General features: G+C 71.4%; 22 protein-coding genes. 11 read left to right on the top strand and 11 right to left on the bottom strand.

The window, feature by feature from the left end; translation table 11 throughout:
* Positions 1-20: 20 nt before the first annotated feature.
* From WMF14_RS06595 to WMF14_RS06605, 3 genes are read right to left on the bottom strand one after another with little or no spacing between them, the layout of a single operon-like run.
* Positions 21-395, bottom strand: coding sequence for a hypothetical protein (locus WMF14_RS06595; RefSeq protein WP_272100816.1), 375 nt, complete (start codon positions 393-395; stop codon positions 21-23).
* Positions 392-1,567, bottom strand: coding sequence for a hypothetical protein (locus WMF14_RS06600; RefSeq protein ID WP_437799318.1), 1,176 nt, complete (start codon positions 1,565-1,567; stop codon positions 392-394). The genes WMF14_RS06595 and WMF14_RS06600 overlap by 4 nt, the downstream gene beginning before the upstream one ends.
* A 14-nt stretch (positions 1,568-1,581) precedes the next feature.
* Complete coding sequence (locus WMF14_RS06605; protein ID WP_437799319.1) at positions 1,582-2,058, bottom strand: hypothetical protein; 477 nt, start codon at positions 2,056-2,058, stop codon at positions 1,582-1,584.
* Between the two features lie 132 nt (positions 2,059-2,190).
* Here WMF14_RS06605 and WMF14_RS06610 point away from each other — a divergent pair, with 132 nt between their 5' ends.
* Entirely contained in the window at positions 2,191-3,579 is a 1,389-nt protein-coding gene (locus WMF14_RS06610) for an MATE family efflux transporter (protein WP_437799320.1), read from the top strand.
* Positions 3,580-3,616: 37 nt separating this feature from the next.
* On the opposite strand, the gene WMF14_RS06615 is transcribed toward WMF14_RS06610, so the two are convergent.
* On the bottom strand, positions 3,617-4,441 hold the full coding sequence (locus WMF14_RS06615) for an SDR family NAD(P)-dependent oxidoreductase (RefSeq protein ID WP_437799321.1): 825 nt from the start codon (positions 4,439-4,441) through the stop codon (positions 3,617-3,619).
* Between the two features lie 66 nt (positions 4,442-4,507).
* On the opposite strand from WMF14_RS06615, the gene WMF14_RS06620 reads away from it, so the two are divergent.
* Complete coding sequence (locus WMF14_RS06620) at positions 4,508-5,413, top strand: LysR family transcriptional regulator (RefSeq protein ID WP_437799322.1); 906 nt, start codon at positions 4,508-4,510, stop codon at positions 5,411-5,413.
* 30 nt (positions 5,414-5,443) lie between these two features.
* On the opposite strand, the gene WMF14_RS06625 is transcribed toward WMF14_RS06620, so the two are convergent.
* Together WMF14_RS06625 and WMF14_RS06630 are read right to left on the bottom strand one after the other, a co-directional pair.
* Positions 5,444-5,683 carry a hypothetical protein gene (locus tag WMF14_RS06625; RefSeq protein ID WP_437799324.1) on the bottom strand — a complete coding sequence of 80 codons (240 nt, stop codon included), beginning with the start codon at positions 5,681-5,683 and terminating at the stop codon, positions 5,444-5,446.
* A complete protein-coding gene (locus WMF14_RS06630; protein ID WP_437799326.1) occupies positions 5,680-7,644 on the bottom strand; it encodes a hypothetical protein in 1,965 nt (654 codons plus the stop codon). The genes WMF14_RS06625 and WMF14_RS06630 overlap by 4 nt, the downstream gene beginning before the upstream one ends.
* A 279-nt stretch (positions 7,645-7,923) precedes the next feature.
* Here WMF14_RS06630 and WMF14_RS06635 point away from each other — a divergent pair, with 279 nt between their 5' ends.
* From WMF14_RS06635 to WMF14_RS06660, 6 genes are all read left to right on the top strand, one after another.
* Complete coding sequence (locus WMF14_RS06635; protein ID WP_437327952.1) at positions 7,924-8,319, top strand: polyhydroxyalkanoic acid system family protein; 396 nt, start codon at positions 7,924-7,926, stop codon at positions 8,317-8,319.
* The gene (locus WMF14_RS06640; protein ID WP_437799328.1) at positions 8,288-9,634 is read left to right on the top strand and encodes a DNA topoisomerase IB; all 1,347 of its coding nucleotides are present in this window, start codon (positions 8,288-8,290) and stop codon (positions 9,632-9,634) included. The genes WMF14_RS06635 and WMF14_RS06640 overlap by 32 nt, the downstream gene beginning before the upstream one ends.
* Positions 9,635-9,889: 255 nt before the next feature.
* The gene (locus WMF14_RS06645) at positions 9,890-10,396 is read left to right on the top strand and encodes a hypothetical protein (protein WP_437799330.1); all 507 of its coding nucleotides are present in this window, start codon (positions 9,890-9,892) and stop codon (positions 10,394-10,396) included.
* Positions 10,397-10,711: 315 nt separating this feature from the next.
* Entirely contained in the window at positions 10,712-11,191 is a 480-nt protein-coding gene (locus WMF14_RS06650) for a DUF2383 domain-containing protein (protein ID WP_437327955.1), read from the top strand.
* A gap of 58 nt (positions 11,192-11,249) precedes the next feature.
* Complete coding sequence (locus tag WMF14_RS06655; protein WP_012233798.1) at positions 11,250-11,471, top strand: addiction module protein; 222 nt, start codon at positions 11,250-11,252, stop codon at positions 11,469-11,471.
* Positions 11,468-11,761: a type II toxin-antitoxin system RelE/ParE family toxin gene (locus tag WMF14_RS06660; protein WP_437799332.1), complete on the top strand. Its 294-nt coding sequence runs from the start codon at positions 11,468-11,470 to the stop codon at positions 11,759-11,761. The genes WMF14_RS06655 and WMF14_RS06660 overlap by 4 nt, the downstream gene beginning before the upstream one ends.
* A gap of 39 nt (positions 11,762-11,800) precedes the next feature.
* Here WMF14_RS06660 and WMF14_RS06665 read toward each other — a convergent pair whose 3' ends face one another.
* From WMF14_RS06665 to WMF14_RS06685, 5 genes are all read right to left on the bottom strand, one after another.
* A complete protein-coding gene (locus tag WMF14_RS06665) occupies positions 11,801-12,967 on the bottom strand; it encodes an acyl-CoA dehydrogenase (protein ID WP_437799334.1) in 1,167 nt (388 codons plus the stop codon).
* 252 nt (positions 12,968-13,219) lie between these two features.
* On the bottom strand, positions 13,220-14,350 hold the full coding sequence (locus WMF14_RS06670; RefSeq protein ID WP_437799336.1) for a class I SAM-dependent methyltransferase: 1,131 nt from the start codon (positions 14,348-14,350) through the stop codon (positions 13,220-13,222).
* A 43-nt stretch (positions 14,351-14,393) separates the two neighbouring features.
* Positions 14,394-14,594, bottom strand: a complete 201-nt coding sequence (locus WMF14_RS06675; RefSeq protein ID WP_272100844.1) for a hypothetical protein — start codon at positions 14,592-14,594, stop codon at positions 14,394-14,396.
* Between the two features lie 27 nt (positions 14,595-14,621).
* Positions 14,622-15,800 carry an iron-containing alcohol dehydrogenase gene (locus WMF14_RS06680; RefSeq protein ID WP_437799338.1) on the bottom strand — a complete coding sequence of 393 codons (1,179 nt, stop codon included), beginning with the start codon at positions 15,798-15,800 and terminating at the stop codon, positions 14,622-14,624.
* Between the two features lies 1 nt (position 15,801).
* Positions 15,802-16,119, bottom strand: coding sequence for a putative quinol monooxygenase (locus tag WMF14_RS06685; RefSeq protein ID WP_437799340.1), 318 nt, complete (start codon positions 16,117-16,119; stop codon positions 15,802-15,804).
* 285 nt (positions 16,120-16,404) lie between these two features.
* On the opposite strand from WMF14_RS06685, the gene WMF14_RS06690 reads away from it, so the two are divergent.
* From WMF14_RS06690 to WMF14_RS06700, 3 genes are all read left to right on the top strand, one after another.
* The gene (locus WMF14_RS06690) at positions 16,405-17,589 is read left to right on the top strand and encodes a hypothetical protein (protein WP_437799342.1); all 1,185 of its coding nucleotides are present in this window, start codon (positions 16,405-16,407) and stop codon (positions 17,587-17,589) included.
* Positions 17,586-18,263: a hypothetical protein gene (locus tag WMF14_RS06695; protein ID WP_437799344.1), complete on the top strand. Its 678-nt coding sequence runs from the start codon at positions 17,586-17,588 to the stop codon at positions 18,261-18,263. Before WMF14_RS06690 ends, WMF14_RS06695 begins: the two co-directional genes overlap by 4 nt.
* 124 nt (positions 18,264-18,387) lie before the next feature.
* Positions 18,388-20,316, top strand: coding sequence for an ATP-binding protein (locus tag WMF14_RS06700; RefSeq protein WP_437799346.1), 1,929 nt, complete (start codon positions 18,388-18,390; stop codon positions 20,314-20,316).
* Positions 20,317-20,415: the final 99 nt, after the last annotated feature.

Consider the following 20,415-nt stretch of genomic DNA (forward strand, 5'->3'; position numbering starts at 1 on the left):
AGCGGCGCTCCGCGGCCCGCTCACACCCAGCCGGTCGTGGCGCGCAGGAGCAGCCCGAGCCCGAGCGACGCGCCGTTCGCGAGCGCCGAGGCGGCGATGGCGTGCGTGGCAGGTAGATCGCGCAGCGCGAGCCGGTAGACGCCGAGCTCGAGCAGCACCGCCCAGAGCTCCGAGAGGGCCAGTCGCGCCGTGGCGCCGATCGCGAGCGCGGGGAAGATGAACCACACCGCCGGGTGACTCGCGATGTTGGCGACGGCCACGAGCGCGGCGCGGCGGCCTCGTGACGGCTCCGCCGCGCCGAGCAGCGGTGAGGCGACGGCGAGCTCGATGAGCAGCGTGAACGCGAACGCGCGCGCCCAGGCGGCCACCAGCGGATCGGTGAAGACGCGGCTCATGGCGCGGCCGGCTGCGCGGCGATCTCGGGCCCGCCGCGGTCCACCACCCCGCGCGCGTGCCCGGACCGCTCCTGGCGCGCCTCCGCGGCGCGCCGGCCGACGTCGCCGCGGACATAGAAGTATGCGAGCAGCGCGAGCTCCAGGTACCCGTGGAAGGAGGCGAGCGAGAGCACCAGGTTGCGCGTGCCGAGCGCGCTGCGCAGGGCGCCGAGCAGCACCAGGCCGGCGAGGACCGCCACGGCGGCGAGCCCTGCGTCCCCGAAGTCGCGCCGGAGCGAGCGCGCGGACATGCGGAAGGTGGTTGTCCGCCGGCCCGGGTGATCTTCCTGCGGAATGAGCAGCAGCCAGACCGCGTAATGGACGGACTGCAGGAACGCATAACATGCGGTGAGCGCCATCGCGGAGCGGGTCGGCAGCCCGGGCGCGAGCCAGTCGCTCGCAAGGAAGAGGTGCAGCCCGAAGGCGTCCAGCCACCCGGCGCGGAGGGTGACGGAGGTCATCGCCCCGCTCGCGAGGAGCGCGGTCCCGGCCAGCACGAGGCCGAGCGGCCAGGCGACAGCGCGCACCCGGCGGCGGAAGAGCGCGAGCCATAACGCGAGCGCGACCAGGTTGTGCGCGTGCGCGAGGACGAGCCGGAAGCCGCGCGGCGCGGCGAGCGCCGCCGCCGACAGCGCCACGGCCGCGGCGGCGGCCAGCGCGACGCGCCGCCACGCGCGCGACGCGAGCGCGCCGGCGACGATCGCGGCGCCGAGCCAGGCGGCGAGCAAGGCGTGCTCGGCGCGGAGCAGCGCCGCGGCCGAGCCGAAGTGCTCCTGGGCGCCCCGCACCCCCACCAGCGCGGCGCAGGCGGTCCAGACGACGCCCCGCCACCACGACGGCAGCCCGCGCCGCAGCACGAGGTAGCGCACGTCGGCCGCGACGTGCAGGACCCCGAGCAGGACGGGCCCGAGCACGAGCAGCGCGCTCGGCGCAAAGACCGCCATGGCGAAGGCGCCGAGCGCGTTGGCCGCGGCGAGGGTGGCTATCCTGCGATCGGGGCGCGCCACGATCGCGATCGCGAGCTCGCTCCGGCGGAGCAGGCCGAAGACGCGCCGTCGCGCGCCGTCGAGCGGCGCGACGCCGCGCTCGAGCAGGCGGGCCACGCTCGCGGGCGGAGGACCGGGCGCACCCACGGCCGAGGCTCGCTTCAGCGGCGCCGGCGGGCGATCACGAGCGCCGCGGCGCCGCAGAGCAGCATCAGCCCGGCCATCGCGCCGCCCGAGGCGGCGCCGCTCATGGCGCAGCCGCCGTCGTCCGATGATGCCTTGTCCGAGCCCGCGCTGCCGGCCGACGTCGAGTCCCCGCCCGAGGTCGAGGTTGCGCTCCCGCCCGTGGTCGATGTCGCGCTCCCGCCCGAGGTCGACGTCGCGCTCCCGCCCGAGGAAATGCACAGATTGCAGTCGTATTCCACCGTGGTGAAGCCGCCGTCCTCGCCCGGCAGCGTTCGCTGGCACTTCTGCTGCGTGCACGTGCCAGGCTCGTTGGCCTCGGGCCCTGCGTTGTTACAGCTCGACCCCGGCGTGTCGCACGCGGTGGGCGGCGGGATGTCCGCCCGCGCGGAGGAGGTGAGGAGCGGCGCTGCGAGCAAGGCGGCGATCGCCACAAGGCACGAGGGCTTCATCATCCCGCCACTCTGTGCTTTTCTCCGGAAAACTTCAAGAGCGGTGCCGTCGATCCACGCTCGTGCACCTGGCCCTTGCGAGGAAAAATTACCCGGGTAATACCGAGACGGTCAGATATTACCCGGCAAAAACTTATGGACACCAACATCGAAGTCGAGGCGCCGTCCGCGCCGCGCGGCGTGCACGACATGACGCAGGGCAAGCCGCGCGCGCACGTCGTGCGCGTCATGCTGTTCATCCTGGCCGGCATGGCGATCCAGACCCTCTACGGCCTGATCGACATCTACTGGGTCGGTCGCCTCGGAAAGGAGGCCGTCGCTGCCGTGGCGGTCTCCAGCAACCTGATGTTCGTCTCCCTGGCCGCGACGCAGATGCTCTCGGTCGGCTGCGTGGCGCTCGTCTCGCAAGCGGCCGGAAGAAAGGAGCACGGCGAGGTGCAGCGCCTGTTCAACCAGGTGCAGAGCCTCGCCATGTGGGCGGGCGCCCTCTTTCTCGTGCTCGGCCTCGCGCTTCACCGCACGTACGCCGAGCGGCTCTCTGGAGACGCCATGACCGCTGAGCTCGCGAGCAGCTTCCTGCTCGCGTTCATTCCGGCGCTCGCGCTGCAGTTCACGATGGTGGGGCTCGGCTCGGCGCTGCGCGGCATCGGAGACATGAAGCCGGGGCTCGTGGCCCAGACCGCGAGCGTGCTGCTCAACATGGTCCTCGCGCCCTTCCTCGTCTTCGGCTGGGTATCGGGGCGCCCGCTCGGCGTGCTCGGCGCGGCCCTCGCCACGCTCATCGCGACCGCGGCCGCCGTCGTCGGGCTCGCCGTCTATCTCCTGCGCGGCAAGACCTTCCTTCGCCTCCGCCTCGCCGACTGGCAGCCGGATCTCCCCACATGGCGAAAGCTGGTGGCCATCGGCTTGCCCTCGGGCGCGGAGTTCTTGCTGCTGGCCGTCACCATGGGCGTGATCTACGTGGTCACGCGCCCCTTCGGCTCGGAGGCGCAGGCCGGGTTCGGCATCGGGCTGCGGGTGATGCAGGCCGGCTTCATGCCTGCCGTGGCGATCAGCTTCTCTGCTGCGGCGGTCATCGGCCAGAACTACGGCTCCCGCGCCTACGCTCGCGTCCGCGAGACCGCGCTCGAGAGCGTGAAGCTCGTGCTCGGGTTCATGGTCCTCTTCACCGTGGTCTGCCAGGTCTTCCCCGCGCAGCTCGTCGCGCTCTTCTCGCCCGCGCCGGACGTCGTCGCGGCCGGCGTCGACTACCTCCAGGTGACCTCCTGGGGATACTTCGCGAGCGGCATCGTGTTCGTCTCCGCCGGCGTCTTTCAAGGCCTCGGCAACACCTGGCCCTCGCTCGCCGCCTCGGGGGCGCGCGCGGTCGCGTTCGTCTTCCCCGTCCTCGCCCTGAGCGCTCGGCCCGGCTTCCGCATGCACACCATCTGGCTCGTCTCGGTCGGCGCCACGCTCGGCCAGTTCGGGCTCCAGCAGATCCTGCTGCGGCGCGAGCTCGCCCTCAAGGTTCCCGCATCGCAGTGACGCGCCGCGGGGGGCGTAGCGCCCGCCCGAGCGCCGATCAGGGACGTGCGCTCGCCGCCCTGGCCGGCAGGGCGCGCACCTGGTTCTTCCGCATGACCTCCGCCGTCAGGCGCGCCGCCATGGCGCGCGGCACGAAGCGCGCGAGGTTCGAGAGGATGTAGTTGCCGAGGCCGTGGATGGCGTGGGTTCGCCCCGTCGAGAGGGAGCGCAGGCCGAGCCGCACGACGTCGCTCGCCTTCGCCTTCGCGCCCACGGCCGCGGCTTCCCCGGCGATCTCGAAGAACGGCGTCTCGGTCGCGCCGGGGCAGAGCGCGACCACCTTCACGCCCCGCTCGCCGAGCTCGGCCCAGAGCGCCTCGCTGAACGAGAGCACGAAGGCCTTGGTCGCCCCGTACACCGCCATCGAGGCGATCGGGTAGAACGCCGCCGTGGACGCGACGTTGAGGACCGCGCCGCGCGTCCTCACGAGGTCGGGCAGGAACGCGTGGGTCATCGCGACGAGGGCGCTCACGTTGAGCGCGATCTCCTCGAGCTGCCTTTCGATCGGCGTCTCCTCGAAGCGGCCGTGGGTCGCGAATCCCGCGTTGTTGATGAGGAGGTCGACGGTCACGCCGCGCCGCGCGACCTCCGCGTGCACGCGCCCGATCGCCCCCGCGCTCGTGAGGTCGTCGGCGATCACCTCGACGCGGACGCCGTGCGCGGCGCGCAGCTCGGCGGCGAGCGCCTCCAGCTTGTCGCGCGAGCGGGCGACGAGGATCATGTGGCATCGCTGCGCGGCGAGCTGGCGGGCGAATTCGGCGCCGATGCCGGTGGAGGCGCCAGTGACGAGGGCGTTCCGGTTCTCGAAGGGGTGTCGCGTCATGCCTCCATGTGTAAGCTCTGGGTCGGTTCGCGAGAACGGACATCTTCGGGCATCGGAGTTCCACGGATGAAAAACGACGCCTTCTCCTGGGACGACCTGCGCGTGCTGCTCGAGGTCGACCGACGTCGCAGCTTCCTCGGCGCGGGCAAGGCGCTCGGGCTCTCCACCTCGACGGTCGGGCGGCGCATCGACGCGCTCGAGCTCGCGCTCGGCCGGAAGCTCGTGCACCGGACGACGGCCGGCACCTCGATCGATCCGACGGCGCGCGCGCTGGTCGCGCTCGCCGAGGGCATGGAGAGGGAGCTCCGCGTCGAGGGGAGGGACGCGCGCGGCGCCGAGTCGCTCGAGGGCGGTGTGCGCGTCTCGGTCAAGGAGAGCTTCGCGCGCCCGATGGCGAAGGTCCTCTCCGAGTGGCGGCGCATCCACCCCGAGACGCTGATCGAGCTCGCCTCGGAGGCGCGCCTCGCGGACGTCGCGAAGCGTGAGGCCGACCTCGGCGTCCGGACGGTGCGCTCGTCGTCGAAGGCGCTCGTCGAGAAGCGCCTCGGCACGTTCTCGTACGGCCTCTGGGCCTCGAACGAGTATGTCGAGCGACACCTGCGCGACGGCCACCTCCGCGACGCGGACTTCCCGCGGCACGACTTCGTCGGCTATGACGGGCCGGGCCGGGAGTCCGAGCAGGAGCGGTGGCTCGTCGCCCGCGGCGCACGTCGGTTCCCGTTTCGTTCGAGCTCGGACGACGCGGTCCTCACGGCCGCGAGCGAGTCACAGGGCATCTGCATCTTTGCGGACGCGCTCGCGCGTGATGTGCCCGGGCTGCGGCGGCTCGTGTGCCCGACGCCGCTCCCGACGGTGAGCGTGTACCTCGTGGTCCACCGCGATCTGCGGCGCGTTCCCCGGATCCGCGGCGTCGCGGGGGCGATCGAGGAGGCGATCCGGCAGATCGCCGTTCGTGAGAAGGCTCGCGGCTAGTTCCGCCCGCCAGGAGTCCGGAGGGAGAGTTCAACGCAAAGGCGCAAAGACGCAAAAATGCATGAGTTTTTTCTCTCTCTCTCTCTCTCTCTCTCTCTCTCTCTTGCGTCTTTGCGCCTTTGCATTGAACTCTCCCCCTCCTCTCTCCGTCTCTCCGGCCAGCGCCCGTTCGTTGATGAGCGCCCGCTGAAGCGTGAAGACGGTCGATGCGCGGGGCCTGGCCGCGCCGCGGTCGCCCCATGGCTCGCCGGCGTCGTCCGGCGGGGTCACCTGCCCAGCGCGATCATCTTCTCGTTTACCCAGTCGTCGCCGGCGAGGGGGTGCACGCCGGCCCCGTCCCGATCGAGCGCGATCCCCACCGAGAGCAGCCCACTCTTCACGAGGAACGCTCCCCTGGCGGTCTGCCCGTCCGACTTCGTGAGCCGCCCGCGGATCGCGAGATCGCCCCCCTTCGCCTCCAGGAGCCTGAAATCGACGCCGCCGTCCGCGCGCTTCACCTTCGCGGACGCCTTGAGCCCCTCCATCGCAAGGAGCCCCGCGGCCCAGCCGGGAATGGCATCCTCGGCGTCGAGCAGCATCACGGCCGGCCGCGCGTCCTTGCATTCCATCCGGATCGCCGCCTCCGTGAGCCCCCGTTTTACCTCGGCGTCCTCGATGTCGATGTGCGCCCACCAGCCGGGGATCGCCTCGCCCTCGTGCTCGATCGCGAGGTCCTCGATGTCGATGCGGCCCTCCCGCAGCTTGGCTGTCGGATTCAAGACGTTCACCGCGTCGAGCTTCATGCGCGCCGCCACGTCGCCCTTCACCCTCGTCTGTTTCCACTGCAGGGCGCCGTGCTTCAACAGCAGGCTCAGCGAGCCCGTCCCCCGGCCCAGGGGGTCGACCTCCAGGCTGCTCCGCGCGAAGGCTGCGCCGCCCGTGAACCGCGGCGCGTCCGGCGCGGCGTCTTCGGCGTTCAGCCAGCGCAGGTCCGGGATCGCCGCGGCGACGACATCCACCTTCGACGCGAACCCCGGCGGGAGCCGCAGGAGGTGGAGCTCCGGCGCGTCGAAGGTGGCGCTCGCCCTCTCCACGACGATGGGCGGCAGCCCGCTCCCCGGGCGCTCGAGCGTCGCGCGGGGCAGCGTCACCGCGAGGCGCGGCGCTCCGCGCTCGTCGACGCGGAGCGCCGCGCGCGCCTCGGCGGTCGCGCGGAGCGACGCGGTGGAAGCCACGAGGCGGCTCGTCTCGTAGGACACAGTGCTGCCCGGCTCGACGCTCCCCCGGTTCATGACGAGGTTCGTCCTGAGCTCTCCGCTGCCGTCCTCGAGCCTGGGTCCGGCGCCCTCGCCCCCGGGAAGGTGGATGAAATCGAGCCCCGGCAGCTGCGCGTCGAGGCGGACGCGCGCCCAGGTGGTATCGAGGACGTCGAGCCCTTCGACGTCCCGCGGATCGAACGTGCTCATCGTCACGTCGGCGTCGGCGTCGAGCCGCGCGACGACGCGATCGGCGACGTGGACCTCGCCCGACCGGAGCTCCAGCGCGACGGGCCCGACGCGAACGGCGCGGAGCGGCTTGTAATAGAACCCTCCCCGCACGCGGCCGCCGCCGGCATACCTGACTTGCTGGATCCAGATCTCCTTGAGCGTCGTGTCGATGTCCTCCAGGTGCACCGTCCACAGGTTGTAACCCTCGTCGGAGTTCTCGAGATCGTGCTTCGGCGGCAGCTCCGGCTTGAGCGGAGGGTTCGCGAAGTCCGGGATGGGCGGCAGCGCCTGGATGGGCGGCGCCTCCAGATCGCGCTCGCTCGTCGGATCCACGAGCATCCGCATCCGGAACACGAAGCCCCTGGCGCGGATGTCCTCCGCATAGAACGTCTTCCGGAGGAGATCGGTCAGGTGGATATCGACGTCCGCTTCGTCGAGCTCCACCGCCCACTGAAGCACGCTGTCGGAGCCGCTGAGCCGGAGCTCCTCGACGTGAACGACGCCCGGCCAGAGGCTCCACGCCGACCCGTAATAGAGCGACGCGTCGACGGGGTTGTAGCTGACGAGCCTCGCGATGAGCCCCGTGCTCAGCATGACGTTCACGACGACGACGTAGCCGAGCCAGAGCGCGATAGGCAGGATCAGCAGCGCCTTCAGCGCCCTCCTCGCCCGTGGCCCGAGCCTCTCGCTGAGCGCAGGTGGAGACTTCAGCGCGGCGGCTTCGTGCAGGAGCGCGTGCATGATCGCATGGATCGCACGCGCCATGCCGCGAGCTGAGCCGCGGCGCGAGGGGGCGGGCTCAAGGCCAACCGTGGCGATCTGCCCCGCTCGTGGCGAACCTCGACATGCGCGTACCGCGGGCGGGTCCGATCCCCGCGCGGAGTCGCCCAGAAATGGCCCTGCCGCGAGCGCTCGGCCCCCGTCGGACCCGACAGGCACCCGGCTTGCTAACCCCGCGAACGCTGGCGCTGGCGAGCCTGTCGCGCGTGCGCGTCTCGTCAACGCCCGGCGGAGCCGATTTTCCAGCCATCACCCGAGGTCATCATGAACCACACTGTCCATCACGACCTGAACGACGAAGAAGCGAAGAGCGCCGTCCTGCGGGCGATGGCGAAGTATTGTGATCGATATGCAGAGTACGCTCCCTCCATTCTCTGGAGCGACGAGCGGCACGCGCATCTCGGCCTCTCGTTCAAGGGCTTCACGCTCTCCGGGCGGCTCGAGCTCCGGCCCAGGGCCGTCGATTTCGCGATCGACATGCCGCTGCCGCTGCGCATGTTCAACCGGATGGCGATCGCGGCGATCGACGCCGAGGTGAGGCGGTGCATCGATGAGGCGCACCGCGAGCGCGCGCGGCGGCGCGCTCCGGGCTTGGTCGCGCAGGAGGGCCCTCTGAGCGGTTCGCGCCATGCAGAGCGGCAGCGCCATGACCACCCGTGAAAGGCGTCGCCCGCGGAGCGCTCCGCGCCGCGAGAGGCGGGAAGCCGCGAGCGGCGTCGTCCTCCGCCGGCGCCGCGTCAGTGTGTCGATCGAATCGGTCGAGACGGTCGAGCTCGCTCGCGCGACCGGCGAGCTCGCGGGGACAGGACAGCTCACCCCGTCACCGATCGAGTCCGCCGAGTCGGCCGGGCTCCGGTACGTGAACGACGGTGAGCCGGGGATCTCCAGGCGAGGGGCGGGCAAGGGCTTCCGTTACGTCGACGCCGACGGGCGCCCCGTCAAGGACGAGGCGACGCTCGCGCGGATCCGCCGCCTCGCGATCCCGCCTGCGTGGACCGATGTGTGGATCTGCCGGAGCGAGCGCGGGCACATCCAGGCGACAGGGCGGGACGCGCGCGGCAGAAAGCAGTACCGGTATCACCCGCGCTGGCGCGAGGTCCGCGACGAGACGAAGTACGATCGCATGCTCGCGTTCGGCGCGGCGCTCCCGGCGATCCGCGCGGCGGCCGAGCGGGATCTCGCGCTGCCTGGCCTGACGCGCGAGAAGGTGCTGGCGGCCGTGGTGCGCCTGCTCGACGAGACATCGATCCGCGTCGGGAACGACGAGTACGCGCGCGACAACGACTCGTATGGTCTCACCACGCTCCACGACGAACACGTCGAGATCGAGGGGAGTCTCATCAGGTTCCACTTCAGGGGCAAGGGCGGCAAGGAGCACACGCTGACGGTGCGGGATCGCCGGCTCGCGCGCATCGTGAAGCGCTGCCAGGACGTGCCCGGCCACGAGCTGTTCCAGTACATCGACGGCGAGGGCCGGCGGCAAAGGATCCATTCGGACGACGTGAACGAGTACCTGCGCTCGGTCGCGGGCCAGGACTTCACCGCGAAGGACTTCCGCACCTGGACCGGCACCGTGCTGTGCGCGTCGTTCTTCTGCGAGATGGAGGTCGCGACCTCGGTCCGCCAGGTGAAGAAGCGCGTGGCGCAGGTGATCGACAGGGTGTCTGCCCGCCTGGGCAACACGCGCGCGGTCTGTCAGCGTTGTTATGTCCACCCGGCCGTGATCCGCGCTTATACGGAGGGCGCCCTGCAGTCCCTGATCGACGCGGAAGAGGCCGTCGCGGACGGGGAGTTCGCGGCGCTCCGGCCCGAAGAGGCGAAGATGCTCCGGATCGTCCGCGGCTTCGGCGAGCGAGAGGCCGCGCCGCTCGTGACCCGCCTCCGCGAGAGCGTTCGCGCGGTGCGCGCGGTGAACGCGCGGCGAGCCGGCAAGAGCGCGAAGCGTCCGGCCAGGGAACGGCGCGCAGCGGCCTGAGCCGCGCCGACGGCGAGCGCTGCAGCGGCCGCGCGGGGATGCGCCGCGCCGCTCGCGACGAGTCTGCCGTGTCGTTGCGTCACAGCGTGATCGCCTCGCTGTGGCATCGTGCCGCGGACGCGACGGGGGCTGTTGCTGGGGTCGCGGGCGGCTCCGCGATCTCCCGCCGGATACGCGCGCGGTACGGTTCGTGTTGCGCGGATGTTCCCAGGAAATCAGCGCGAGCGGCGTGAGCCCTCAGCCAAGGAGGTCTGCATGGCGAACCAGAGGTTGATCACCGGGATGGTGCGAGCACGTGAGGAGGCCGAGGACGCTGTCCGGCGGATCATGGACAGCGGGCACACGCGACGGGACGTCTGCGCCATCGTGAGCGAGGCGGCTCGCCGCCAGCACTTCGCGCGCCCGCGCACGCAGGGCGCTGCGTCGCACGGGAGCGCGCTGACCTCCATCCTCGCCTCGGCGAGCGCGGGGCTCGTCGTCCCGGGGCTGCGGCTCGCCGTGGCCGGCCCCATCGCGGTGAGGCTCGCGGACGCGAGCTCGGCGAGCGAGACGGCCAGCCTGAGCAGCGTGCTCGTCGACGCCGGGATCCCCGAGCACAGCGCGCCGGAGGTCGAGAGGCGCCTCAAGGAAGGCGCGATGCTCCTCGGCGCCCTCGCGCGCGACGACAAGGACGCCGCGGCGCTGCGCGCGATCCTGCGAGACGCAGGCAACGGCGATTTCTGCGGCACGGGCAAGGGAGCCCGCGTGTTCGCCGCGCTGTGAGCCAGCCGGCGCTCGGCGCTCCGCGTCTCCGCGTCGCCGCTGGAGGGGGAGCCGCCGCTGGACCGATGAGCTCGCTTCATGACCGCGAAGTCCCGGACATTGGAACGGGACTTGAAGGGAATGAAAGAGTTCAGCCGAGACTGATTCGGTACGAGGCGAACATGTACCCCTGAGGCAACGGGGGCGCGCGCCTTCCTGCAGTGGCGACGGTCCCTGGGATCGCGGCTCCTGCGCGGACGTACGGCGTGGAGGCCCAGCTCGGGAGGTAAGGAGGAGAGGAATCGGGGGTTCACCAGATATCGCAGGAGAGTACCCATGGAACCGGTCGCATTCGCAGACGAGAGCGTGGGCCTGGACGGACTCATCGACGATGACTCGATCGAGCAGCTCAAATCGTTTTGCCGCGGCGAGATGTCCGCGGTCGAGACCTACCGTCAGGCCATCGCCGCGGCGCGGCAGGGCTGGGTGGCTCACCACCTCAGGCTCAACCTTGCGTCGCACGAGGCGCGGGTGAAGGTGCTGCGCCGGCGGATCGAGGAGCTCGGAGGCGACCCCCCGGCGAGCTCCGGGCCATGGGGCGCGTTCGCCAAGGCTGTCGAGGGGACCGCCGTGGCGCTCGGCCACAAGACGGCGCTCTCGGCGCTGGCCGAGGGGGAGGAGCACGGCCTGAAGGACTACCGGAACGACATCGAGGAGCTCGACACCGAGTCGCACGCCCTGGTGCGAGACGTGATCTTGCCGCAGCAGGTGTCGACGCGCCGCTCGCTCGCCGATCTCAAGCGGCAGCTGCCGTGACGCGGGAAGCCGTGGGCGGATTGTTCCGGCGGGCGCTCCGTGCGATACTTTCGGGCGTATGGGCAGGGCTGCGCTGGACATCACCCGACTGAGCCGCGACGAGCAACTCGACCTCCTCGACGAGTTATGGGCGAGCCTCGGGCGAGACCCTGACGCGCTGCCGCTCAGCGACGCCCAACGCGTCGAGCTCGATCGGCGCCTCGATGAGCTCGAGGCCGAGGGGCCAGTCGGGCTCACCTGGGATGAGGTCGTCGCCCAGGCGCGCGCTCGGTCACGGTGAGGCCGTACCTCGTTCGGCCCGCTGCCGCGGCGGACATCGCGCGGGCATATGCCTGGTACGAGCGAGAGCGCGACGGGCTAGGAGAGGAGTTCCTCGTGGAGGTCCGCGTGGCGATGCAGGCGGTCGTCGAGGCGCCGACGGCCTACGCCGTTCTGCACCGCCAAACACGGCGTGCGCTCGTCCGGCGCTTCCCCTATGGGCTGTTCTTTCGTCTGATGGATGACGTCGTCGTCTTCGTCGCGTGCTTTCACACGCGCCGAAGACCCGAGTCATGGAAGCGGAGACGCTGAGGGCAACATCGGTGTTGGGACGGGGGCGAACTCCCCAGCTCAACCCTTCGTGTCGTATCCCGCCTGGAGCAGCTTCGCGATCGTGGAGAGCTGCATGTTCGACGTCCCCTCGTAGATCTTCCCGATCTTCGCGTCGCGGTAGAGCTTCTCGACAGGATAGTCCTTGGTGAAGCCGACGCCGCCCATGAACTCGATGCAGAGCGACGCCGTCCGCTCGGCCACCTCGGACGCGAACAGCTTGGCCATCGCCGCCTCCTTCACGAACGGCTGGCCCGCGTCCTTGAGTCGCGCGGCGTTGTAGACGAGGAGGCGCGCAGCCTCGATCTCCATGGCGACGCGCGCATACTGGAACTGCACGCCCTGGAAGCTCGCGATCGACTGCCCGAACTGCTTCCGCTCGCCCATGTAGCGCATCGCGTGGTCGAACGCCCCGGCGGCCAGGCCGAGCATCTGCGCGCCGATGCCGATCCGGCCCTCGTTCAGCGTCTCGATGGCGATCTTGTAGCCCTTGCCGACCTCGCCGATCACGTTGCCCTCCGGCACCTCACAGTCCTCGAGGACGAGCTCGCACGTGCTGGAGGCGCGGATCCCGAGCTTGTTCTCCTTCTTGCCGACCGAGAAGCCCGGGGACGATCGCTCGACGACGAAGGCCGTGATGCCCTTGTAGCCCTTCGTCGGATCGACGTTCGCGAACACAAGGAAGACCGAGCTCTCGTTCGCGTTCGTGATCCAGAGCTTGCGGCCGTTCAGGATCCAGCGGTCGCCTCGGCGCTCGGCGCGGGCCGCGAGGGCGAACGCGTCCGAGCCGGAGCCTGCCTCGCTCAGCGCATACGAGCCGACCCAGTCCCGGGACAGCCGCGGGAGGTATCTCTCCTTCTGCGCCTCGCTGCCCCAGCGGAGGAACGCATTGGCCACCAGCGTGTTCTGCACGTCGACGAGCACGCTCACGCTCGGGTCGACCACGGCGAGCGCCTCGATCGCGAGGATCGCGCTGAAGAAGCCCGCTCCAGAGCCCCCGTACGCCTCCGGGATCTCGATGCCCATGAGGCCGAGCTCGAACAGCGGAGGGAGCAGATCGTGGTCGAGCGCGCCCTCTTCGTCCATCGCCGCCGCGCGCGGCGCGACGCGCTTCCTGGCGAAATCAAGCACCGAGTCGCGGAAGAGGCGCTCCTCGTCGGACAGCTGGGTGAGCGGGGGGTGGGACACGACGGTTTCTCCTTGTGGGCCCATGGCGCAGCGCGGCGCCGTGGCGGCGTCGCCCCACTATGCTACGCGAGGGCCGCCAGCGAAAGCCGTTCGAGCGCGCCCCGCCCGGTCATCGCCGCGGCGCAACGCAGGCCACGCCGCGCCGGCGACGGACCGGGGCACGCCGCCCCGAGCCGCCTCATCCGTGGTGTCGCCGCTCGCTCCGGGGTCGGGATCGTCCAGGCTGCTATGCGCGTCGCTTCCCCGACACGCTCACGCGCGCTTGCCCGCTGGCGCGTCGCGCCGGCGGCACCGGAGCAGCGTGTGGGCGAGGCCGAGGTGATCGATCTCCGCCTCGACGACGAGGCCTGCCTCGTCGACGCAACGCCGGATATCGGCGGCGCTGTACATGCGGCTGTTCCCGTTCGCGAGGCACGTGAAATACAGGGAAGAGCCGTGCAGACAGTGGACCGCCACATCGTTCGTCTGCCGATCCCAGAACGTGTCGAGGATCCAGAGCACCGTCTCGTCCCCCATGGCGGCCGCGGCCCGCCGGAGGATCTGGACGATGTCCGGCTCGGAGAAGCACACGAGGAACTGGCTCATCCAGATGGCGTCGAAGCCTGTCGGGAACGCCTGGCCGTGATCCAGGAAGTCGATGGGGGTGCCCATGATCCGGCCGAGCAGGCCGTGCTGCTCGACGTTGGCGCGCGCGTCCTCCAGCTGGCCCGGCAGGTCGAGCAGCGTGACGCGCACGTCGGGGTCGTGCGTGCAGCACTGGATCGCCCACCGCCCGGTGTTGCCGCCGATGTCGAGGAGCATCCTCGGCCTGCGCTCGAACACGATGGGCAGCGCCTCGGGGAACGCGGAGTCGGAGTAGAGGTGATCGAACGCAAACCAGCTCTCCCTCACCTTCGGCGGGAGCGCCGGGAGCGCCTCATAGACCGTCGGCCACTCGCCAAAGACCTTCAGGCCAGCCGGCTTGCCAACCTCGATGGCCTCGTCGAGAAAGCGCATGCCCTCGTAACAGACGTCATGGATGAAATCCATGTTGATACGGGTCATCCTGTCATTCTCGACGATGAGCCCGACCCGCGTGATCGTGTAGCGCTCGCCACGCTCTCGCGGCTCTGCCTGGACGTTCGCGCCGCCTGCGCCCGTGCGCTCCACCAGGCCGAAGCTCAGGCTCGCCTCCAGCAAGGTCTTGGCCGCATAGGCGGAGAGGCCGGTGTCCTGGGCGACCTCGGCCGGTGTCCTGCCGCCCTTGCCGGCGCGCTGGAGCGCCCGGAGGACGCCGCGGTTTCGCATCACCCGCGCCACCTGGAACATGACGGGCGCAAACGCGATGCGCTGGGCGGCGAGCATGGCGTCGAGGGTGGGATTCGGGGCGGGATCGTTCTTCATCGAGCTCCGGTTATCGGGGGTGGGGTCAAGGCTAGCGTGCACCCTAGCGCTGGAGGAGCAAGACGAAGCCGCAGACGCCCGTGAACAGCAGCGTGCACTCTGCCCGACCCTCGTCGGCGAGCGAGATCCCCGTCACGCCGCAGAGCAGGCCGAACACGAGGCTCGCCGCGCTGATCCGCCGCCGTTGATCGATCGACCGGACAGGCGGCGGAAAAGACGGCCTCGTGCGGTAGGGGCTTGCCACCCCACGATGATACCACCGGCGCCGCGATCACAAGGACGCCGCCGCGATGTCGAACAGCTCCTCGTCGGTGAGCGGCAGCGGGTTCCCCTTCATGCTGCTCGCCGCCCTGGCCTTCGCGACCAGCGCCGGGAGGTCCGCCTCACCCATGCCGTAGCGCCGGAGCCCCGGGATCGCGAGGTCACGGCAGAGCTCGCGGACCCAGGCGATCCCTTCCTCGGCGACGGCGCTCGCGCGCCCCGTGACGAGCGCGGCCAGCTCGTCGAAGCGCGGCAGCGCGAGGTGAGCCGGGTCGCGCGCCCGGAGCGCCCGCAGGTTGACCTCCAGGACGGCAGGTAAGAGCGCGGCGCACACCGCGCCGTGCGGCGCGTCGTACATCCCCCCCGCGGGCCCTGCGAAGCCGTGGACCGCCCCGAGGCCGGCGTTCGCGAGGCAGAGGCCGCCGAGCAGGCTGGCGATCGCGAGGTCGTCCCGGGTCGGCGCGTCGGTGCCCTCCAGGACCGCGCGGCGCAGCGAGCGCGCCGAGCGGCGGATGCCCTCGCGCGCGAGGCCGTCCGTGAGCGGGTTGCGGCGGCTCGACAGGAACGGCTCGATGAGCTGCGACAGCGCGTCGAGCCCGCTCGAGGCGAGCACCCCAGGCGGGGCGCCCGCGAGCAGGTCGGGGTCGACCACCGCGAGGCGCGGCAGCATGTGCGGGCTGCGGAGGCTCGCCTTCACGCCGGCCTCCCGCGAGGCGAGCACGGCGTTGCGCGTCACCTCCGCGCCGGTGCCCGCGGTCGTGGGGATCGCCACGAACGGCACGGATGGCGTCGAGAGCGCTCTCCCCTGGCCGATGACCTCCAGGTAATCGAGCGGGTCGCCGCCGTTCGCGACGAGCGCGGCGATCGCCTTGCCGGCGTCGATCGCGCTGCCGCCGCCGAGCGCCACCACGACGTCGCACCGCTCGGCCGCGGCCCGCGACGTGCCCTCGCGGGCGATGTCCACCGTCGGCTCGCCCGCGACGGGGAAGCGCACCGCGGCGACGCCCGCCGCCGCGAGCGCGGCGAGGAGCGGCGCGGCGCGGCCGGGATCCTGCCCGGTGACGACGAGCGCCCGCGTCCCGCCGAGGCCCCGCACGGCCGCGGGCACCTCGGCGATCTTGCCCGCGCCGAAGGCGATGCGCGTCGCGGTGGCGAACTCGAAGGCGGGTTCATGTCCGGGAGGCGCCATGTCAAACCCCCGCGTCGTCAGGGAAGACATTGACGTATTTCCGGCTGGTCCGCGGCTCGGCCATCATCTCCGCGACGGTGTCCCGCCACCGCTGGTAATGCGCCGTTTCCTTGTGTGCGGCCGGCGCTTCCTTGGTCCTGTAGACCTCGACGAGAACGAACCGCGCGGGATCCTCGGTGTCCTGGACGACGTCGAACCGGGCGATCCCCGGCTCCTTGACGCTCTCGCGTGCGTTCTCGATCGTCGCGCTCCGGAACGCGTCGACGAGCTCGGGTCTGACACGTACGTGCACATGCACGATGAACAGGCTGTTGGACATGCGCGCAATCTAGCTCGGACGCGCGGCCGCAGGAACCCGGCTCGCGCCGCGGCCGGCCTCCCTGGAGAGCGCGCGCAGGCCGCGCGCGGGCTCGGCCGAGAGGCGGGGCGCGGCGGGCGGGGGGCGGGGCGGGCGCGCGGGTGGCGGCGCGGCCGGCAGAGCGCCGTCGTCCCCTGCGTCGACTCCCGACTTGGCCCGGCCGCCTCGCGCACTACGATCGTCGTGACACGGCGTGTGGCTCGGCAAGCGTCGAGTGCATGAGCGCCGTGAGCGAGGAAGGTCGATATGGCGGATCCGACCCCGGAGAGCCCGCAGCCCGATGCGGCGCAGTCCATCGCGCTGTATTCCATCGAGTTCAGGTCCGATCACGGTCTCCTGAAGGACTGCAATCAGGAGCACGGCTGGAGGAACGAGGGACCCCTGTGCCAGCGGCCGGAGTGGACGCCGCGGGGCGCCGTCCCCCTCTCGATCTCGATGGGCCGGCACATCGTCGTCCGACTCGGGCTCTCGTCGCGCGACGCCTACAGCGCGGCGGCGGTCGAGATCCGCGCCGTGGGGCCCGGGGGCATCGTCCTCGAGAGCCGCGGCCACGGGGCCGTCGCCGCGCCGCTCGATCTCTTCTCCTCGCGGCAGCTCGGGAGGAGGATCCAGAAGTTCGACCTCGCCCTGAGCTGGTCGGCAGGGGCGGGAGCTATGGTGTCGCCCGCCCGGACCTCGAACGTCGTGTATGTCACGATGGGCAGGCCCCAGACCGACAGGCAGGAGGTCTGGCAGGAAGATGGGGTGACCTTGAAGCGGATGGACAGGGCGGTTTCCTGGGTGGAGCCGCTCGATACCCTCGATCCCCACGAGATCGTGTACGGGGTCATGGCCAAGTTCCCGACGTACACGCTCCTGCCGAGCCCCAAGGTGCCCCGGGAGTACCATCACCCGACGTACATGAACGACGAGGGCGGCGCCTGGCCGATGACGGATTACGTGGAGGAGAGCGGCGAGTGCCAGGCGATCGTCCGCCTCATCCGCGGCATGCTGCGCCAGCTCGGGATCCCGGGGCGGACGCGCATGGTCGTCGTCTGGGGCGACCCCAACGTCGGCGGCGGGCGCAAGACGCTGTCGGCCGACGTCGAGCAGAACCCGTGGGCGGGGCTCGACGCCACGAAGGTCGAGGGCGGCCGCGTGTGGCGCGCCGCGCTCGTCGATGGGCCGGTGGAGGTGGGGAGGACCTACCCGGCGTCCCATACGCGCCTGCCCGACGGGTCGCTCAGCCCGGGGCTCAACCGGTACGAGGCGGCCCTCGAGTTCTCCCACGGCGGCGTGACGAGGTATTACGCGGGGGGCGCCGGCGTGTTCGATTCCGTGGAGCCCATCCTGGGCGTCTTCTGGGGGCTCATCTGGTTCAGCTCGGCGCCGGACGACGGGTACCGCGTCGAGCAGATCGTGGCGACCTACAGAAACGGAGGCTGGGGATGAGCGCGCACGCATTTCACAAGGAAGACATCGACGCGAGGATCGCGGGGTGGCTCGCGGCCGTGGCGCGCGTCGCCCCCGATGGCTTCACGCCCGTCGAGCGGTTCGAAGACGTGCCGGCCCAGGCGCGCGCGGAGTCGTTCTACTGGTGCGACTCCATCTTCAGGGACGAGCTCAACCCGCACGGCGAGGGCGTGAGGGCGCGCCACGCGTTCCATGCCGCCACGGACGATACGCCCGACCTGCTCCGCCACGAGTACGCCGCGGGCGGGCTCGGGCTCACCGTCACCGAGGGGCGCAACTTCATTCTCGTCCAGGTCGATCGCGCGAGCCTCGATATCCTCTCTCTCTGCGGTCCAGATCGCGCCGCCGCCGTGCGCCGGGTGGCCGAGGCGCTCTTCAACACGGGCGTGGAATCGCGTACCGTGGGCATGCCGGTGACCTCCGGCCCGGCGGCCTGCCCGGACCTCGCCGGGACACAGGAGCTCGAGGAAGGGACGGTGGTTTCGAGCAATCCGGCCGTGGACCCGGATCTCCTCACCTGCTGGAAAGACCGCACGGAGTGCGGTGTTCAGGGCGGAAGGCTCTACTTCCTCTGTTACAAGAAATCATCCCAGCGCGTTGGGTTCGCGAACGCATGGCAATGGTTCGACGACCGGAGGGCCGGGGTCGGGTGAAGCGGGGGTAGACGGGGAGCGCGCGGGGACGTGCGGGAACGTAGATGATCTCCGCGCCGGTATTGCGTCTGCGCGCCGCGCGCGGGATGTTGCGCGCGTGGCGGGAGCACAGGCACCCAGGATCTTGATCTTCCCAGGCGGCCCCTCGGGCGCTGCGCAGGCGCTCGCCGCGGCGCGCGGCTATGTCGCGGTCCCGGCCCGGGACGTCGAGGCCGGGCTGGATCTCCTGGCGACTCAGCCGTTCGACGTGGCCGTGCTGGCGGACGAGGGGCCGCTCGAGGACACGCTCGCGCTCTGCCGGCGGCTGCGCGCGGCGCCCGGGGGCGATCGCGTGGCCGTGGTCGCCGTCACCGGGAGCGCGGGCGCGACCACGGCGCTGCTCGAGGCGGGCGCGACGGTCGTGGCGGCGGCGCTCGAGCCGTCGATCGCCATCCAGCTCGACGCGGCGGTGTGGTGGGTGCGGCGGCCGTCGGCGCACGTGGCCGACCGGGCGCCCGCGGAGCGCGCGCTGCTCGAGCGCGCCGCGCGCTCCTTTCGCGACGCGTCCGCCGAGGTGATCGGCCTCTTCGTGTGGGACGCGGCGGGGGGCGTGCTCGACGCGAACGACGCGTTCCTCGGCATGGTGGGCTACACGCGCGAGGACGTCGAGGCGGGGCGCCTCAACTGGATGGCGATCACGCCGCCCGAGCACCGCGCCGCGGACCAGCGCGCCCTCTCGGAGGTCCTGAAGAACGGCGTCTGCCCGCCGTTCGAGAAGGAGTTCCTGGCCCGCGACGGGCGGCGCGTGCCCGTCCTCATCGCGCCTGCCCTGGTCGAGGGGGCGCGCGATCGCGGCGTCTGCTTCGCCTTCGACATGAAGGCGCGCAAGGCCGCAGAGGACGCGCTCCGGACGAGCGAGGAGCGCATGCGGCTCGTCGTGCGCGCCACGAGCGACGCCTTCTGGGACTGGGATCTCTCGTCGGGGCGCGTCACCGGGAGCGAGCGGATGCGGAGCTTCTATGGCACCGGCGGCGCCGACATCGAAGAGGACGCTGTGTGGTGGTTCGAGCGGGTCCACCCCGAGGATCGCGATCGCGTGATGAACGGCCTGCGGCGCGCGATGGAGGGGGACGAGAGCACGTTCGAGCTGTGGTACCGGTGCCTGCTCGCGGACGGCAGCTACGCCGACGTCCACGACCGGGGCATCGTGCTGCGCGACGCGACCGGCAGGGCCTACCGGATGCTCGGGGCCGTGTCCGACGTCACGGAGCGCCGGCAGATGGAGACGCGGCTCCAGCTCGCCGATCGCATGGCCTCGCTCGGCACGCTCGCCGCCGGGGTGGCGCACGAGATCAACAACCCCCTCGCGTACATGGTCGCGAACGTCGATTTCGCGCGCAAGGAGCTCCGCGCGAAGGGGGCCGGCGCGCGCCTCGACGCGCTCCTCTCGGCGCTCGACGAGGCCGCGGAGGGCGGCTCGCGGGTACGGCACATCGTGGGCGGCCTGAAGACGTTCTCGCGCGCCGACGACGGCGAGCTCGGCCCGGTCGACGTCGACCCCGTGATCCAGCTGGTCCTGCGGATGGCGCAGCAGCAGATACAGAGCAAGGCGCGGCTCGTCCTCGAGCTCAGCCCGGTGCCGCCCGTCCACGCGAACGAGGCGCAGCTCGGCCAGGTGATCCTGAACCTGATCGTGAACGCCGCCCAGGCGCTGCCGGAGGGGAAGGTGTCGGAGAACGAGATCCGGATCTCCACCGCCCCCGCGCCGCCCGGCCGCGTGTGCATCGAGGTGTGCGACACCGGGCCCGGGATCGCGCCGGAGCTGCGGAGCCGCATCTTCGACCCGTTCTTCACGACGAAGCCCATCGGGGAAGGGACGGGGCTCGGGCTCGCGATCTGCCACGGCATCGTGACGAGCTTCCAGGGCGAGATCGACGTGGAGAGCGAGGTCGGCAAGGGCGCGTGTTTCCGCGTGCTCTTGCCTGTCCATGACGATCGCGCGGGGGCAGGCGAGGAGCGCAGCGCCGCCTCGGGCGGGGCCTCCGATGAGTCGCCCGAGGAGGCCGCTCAGTAGGCGCGGCGGCGGCGAGCGCGACGCGCCGCCGTCCGCGGCGGACGGGCTCCGACAGGGTGCGCGCCGTCCGTGCGTCGGCGCGCTGCGGGGCCGCTCCGC

It is taken from the genome of Sorangium sp. So ce693, assembly GCF_051521375.1.
GTDB lineage: Bacteria > Myxococcota_A > Polyangia > Polyangiales > Polyangiaceae > Sorangium > Sorangium atrum.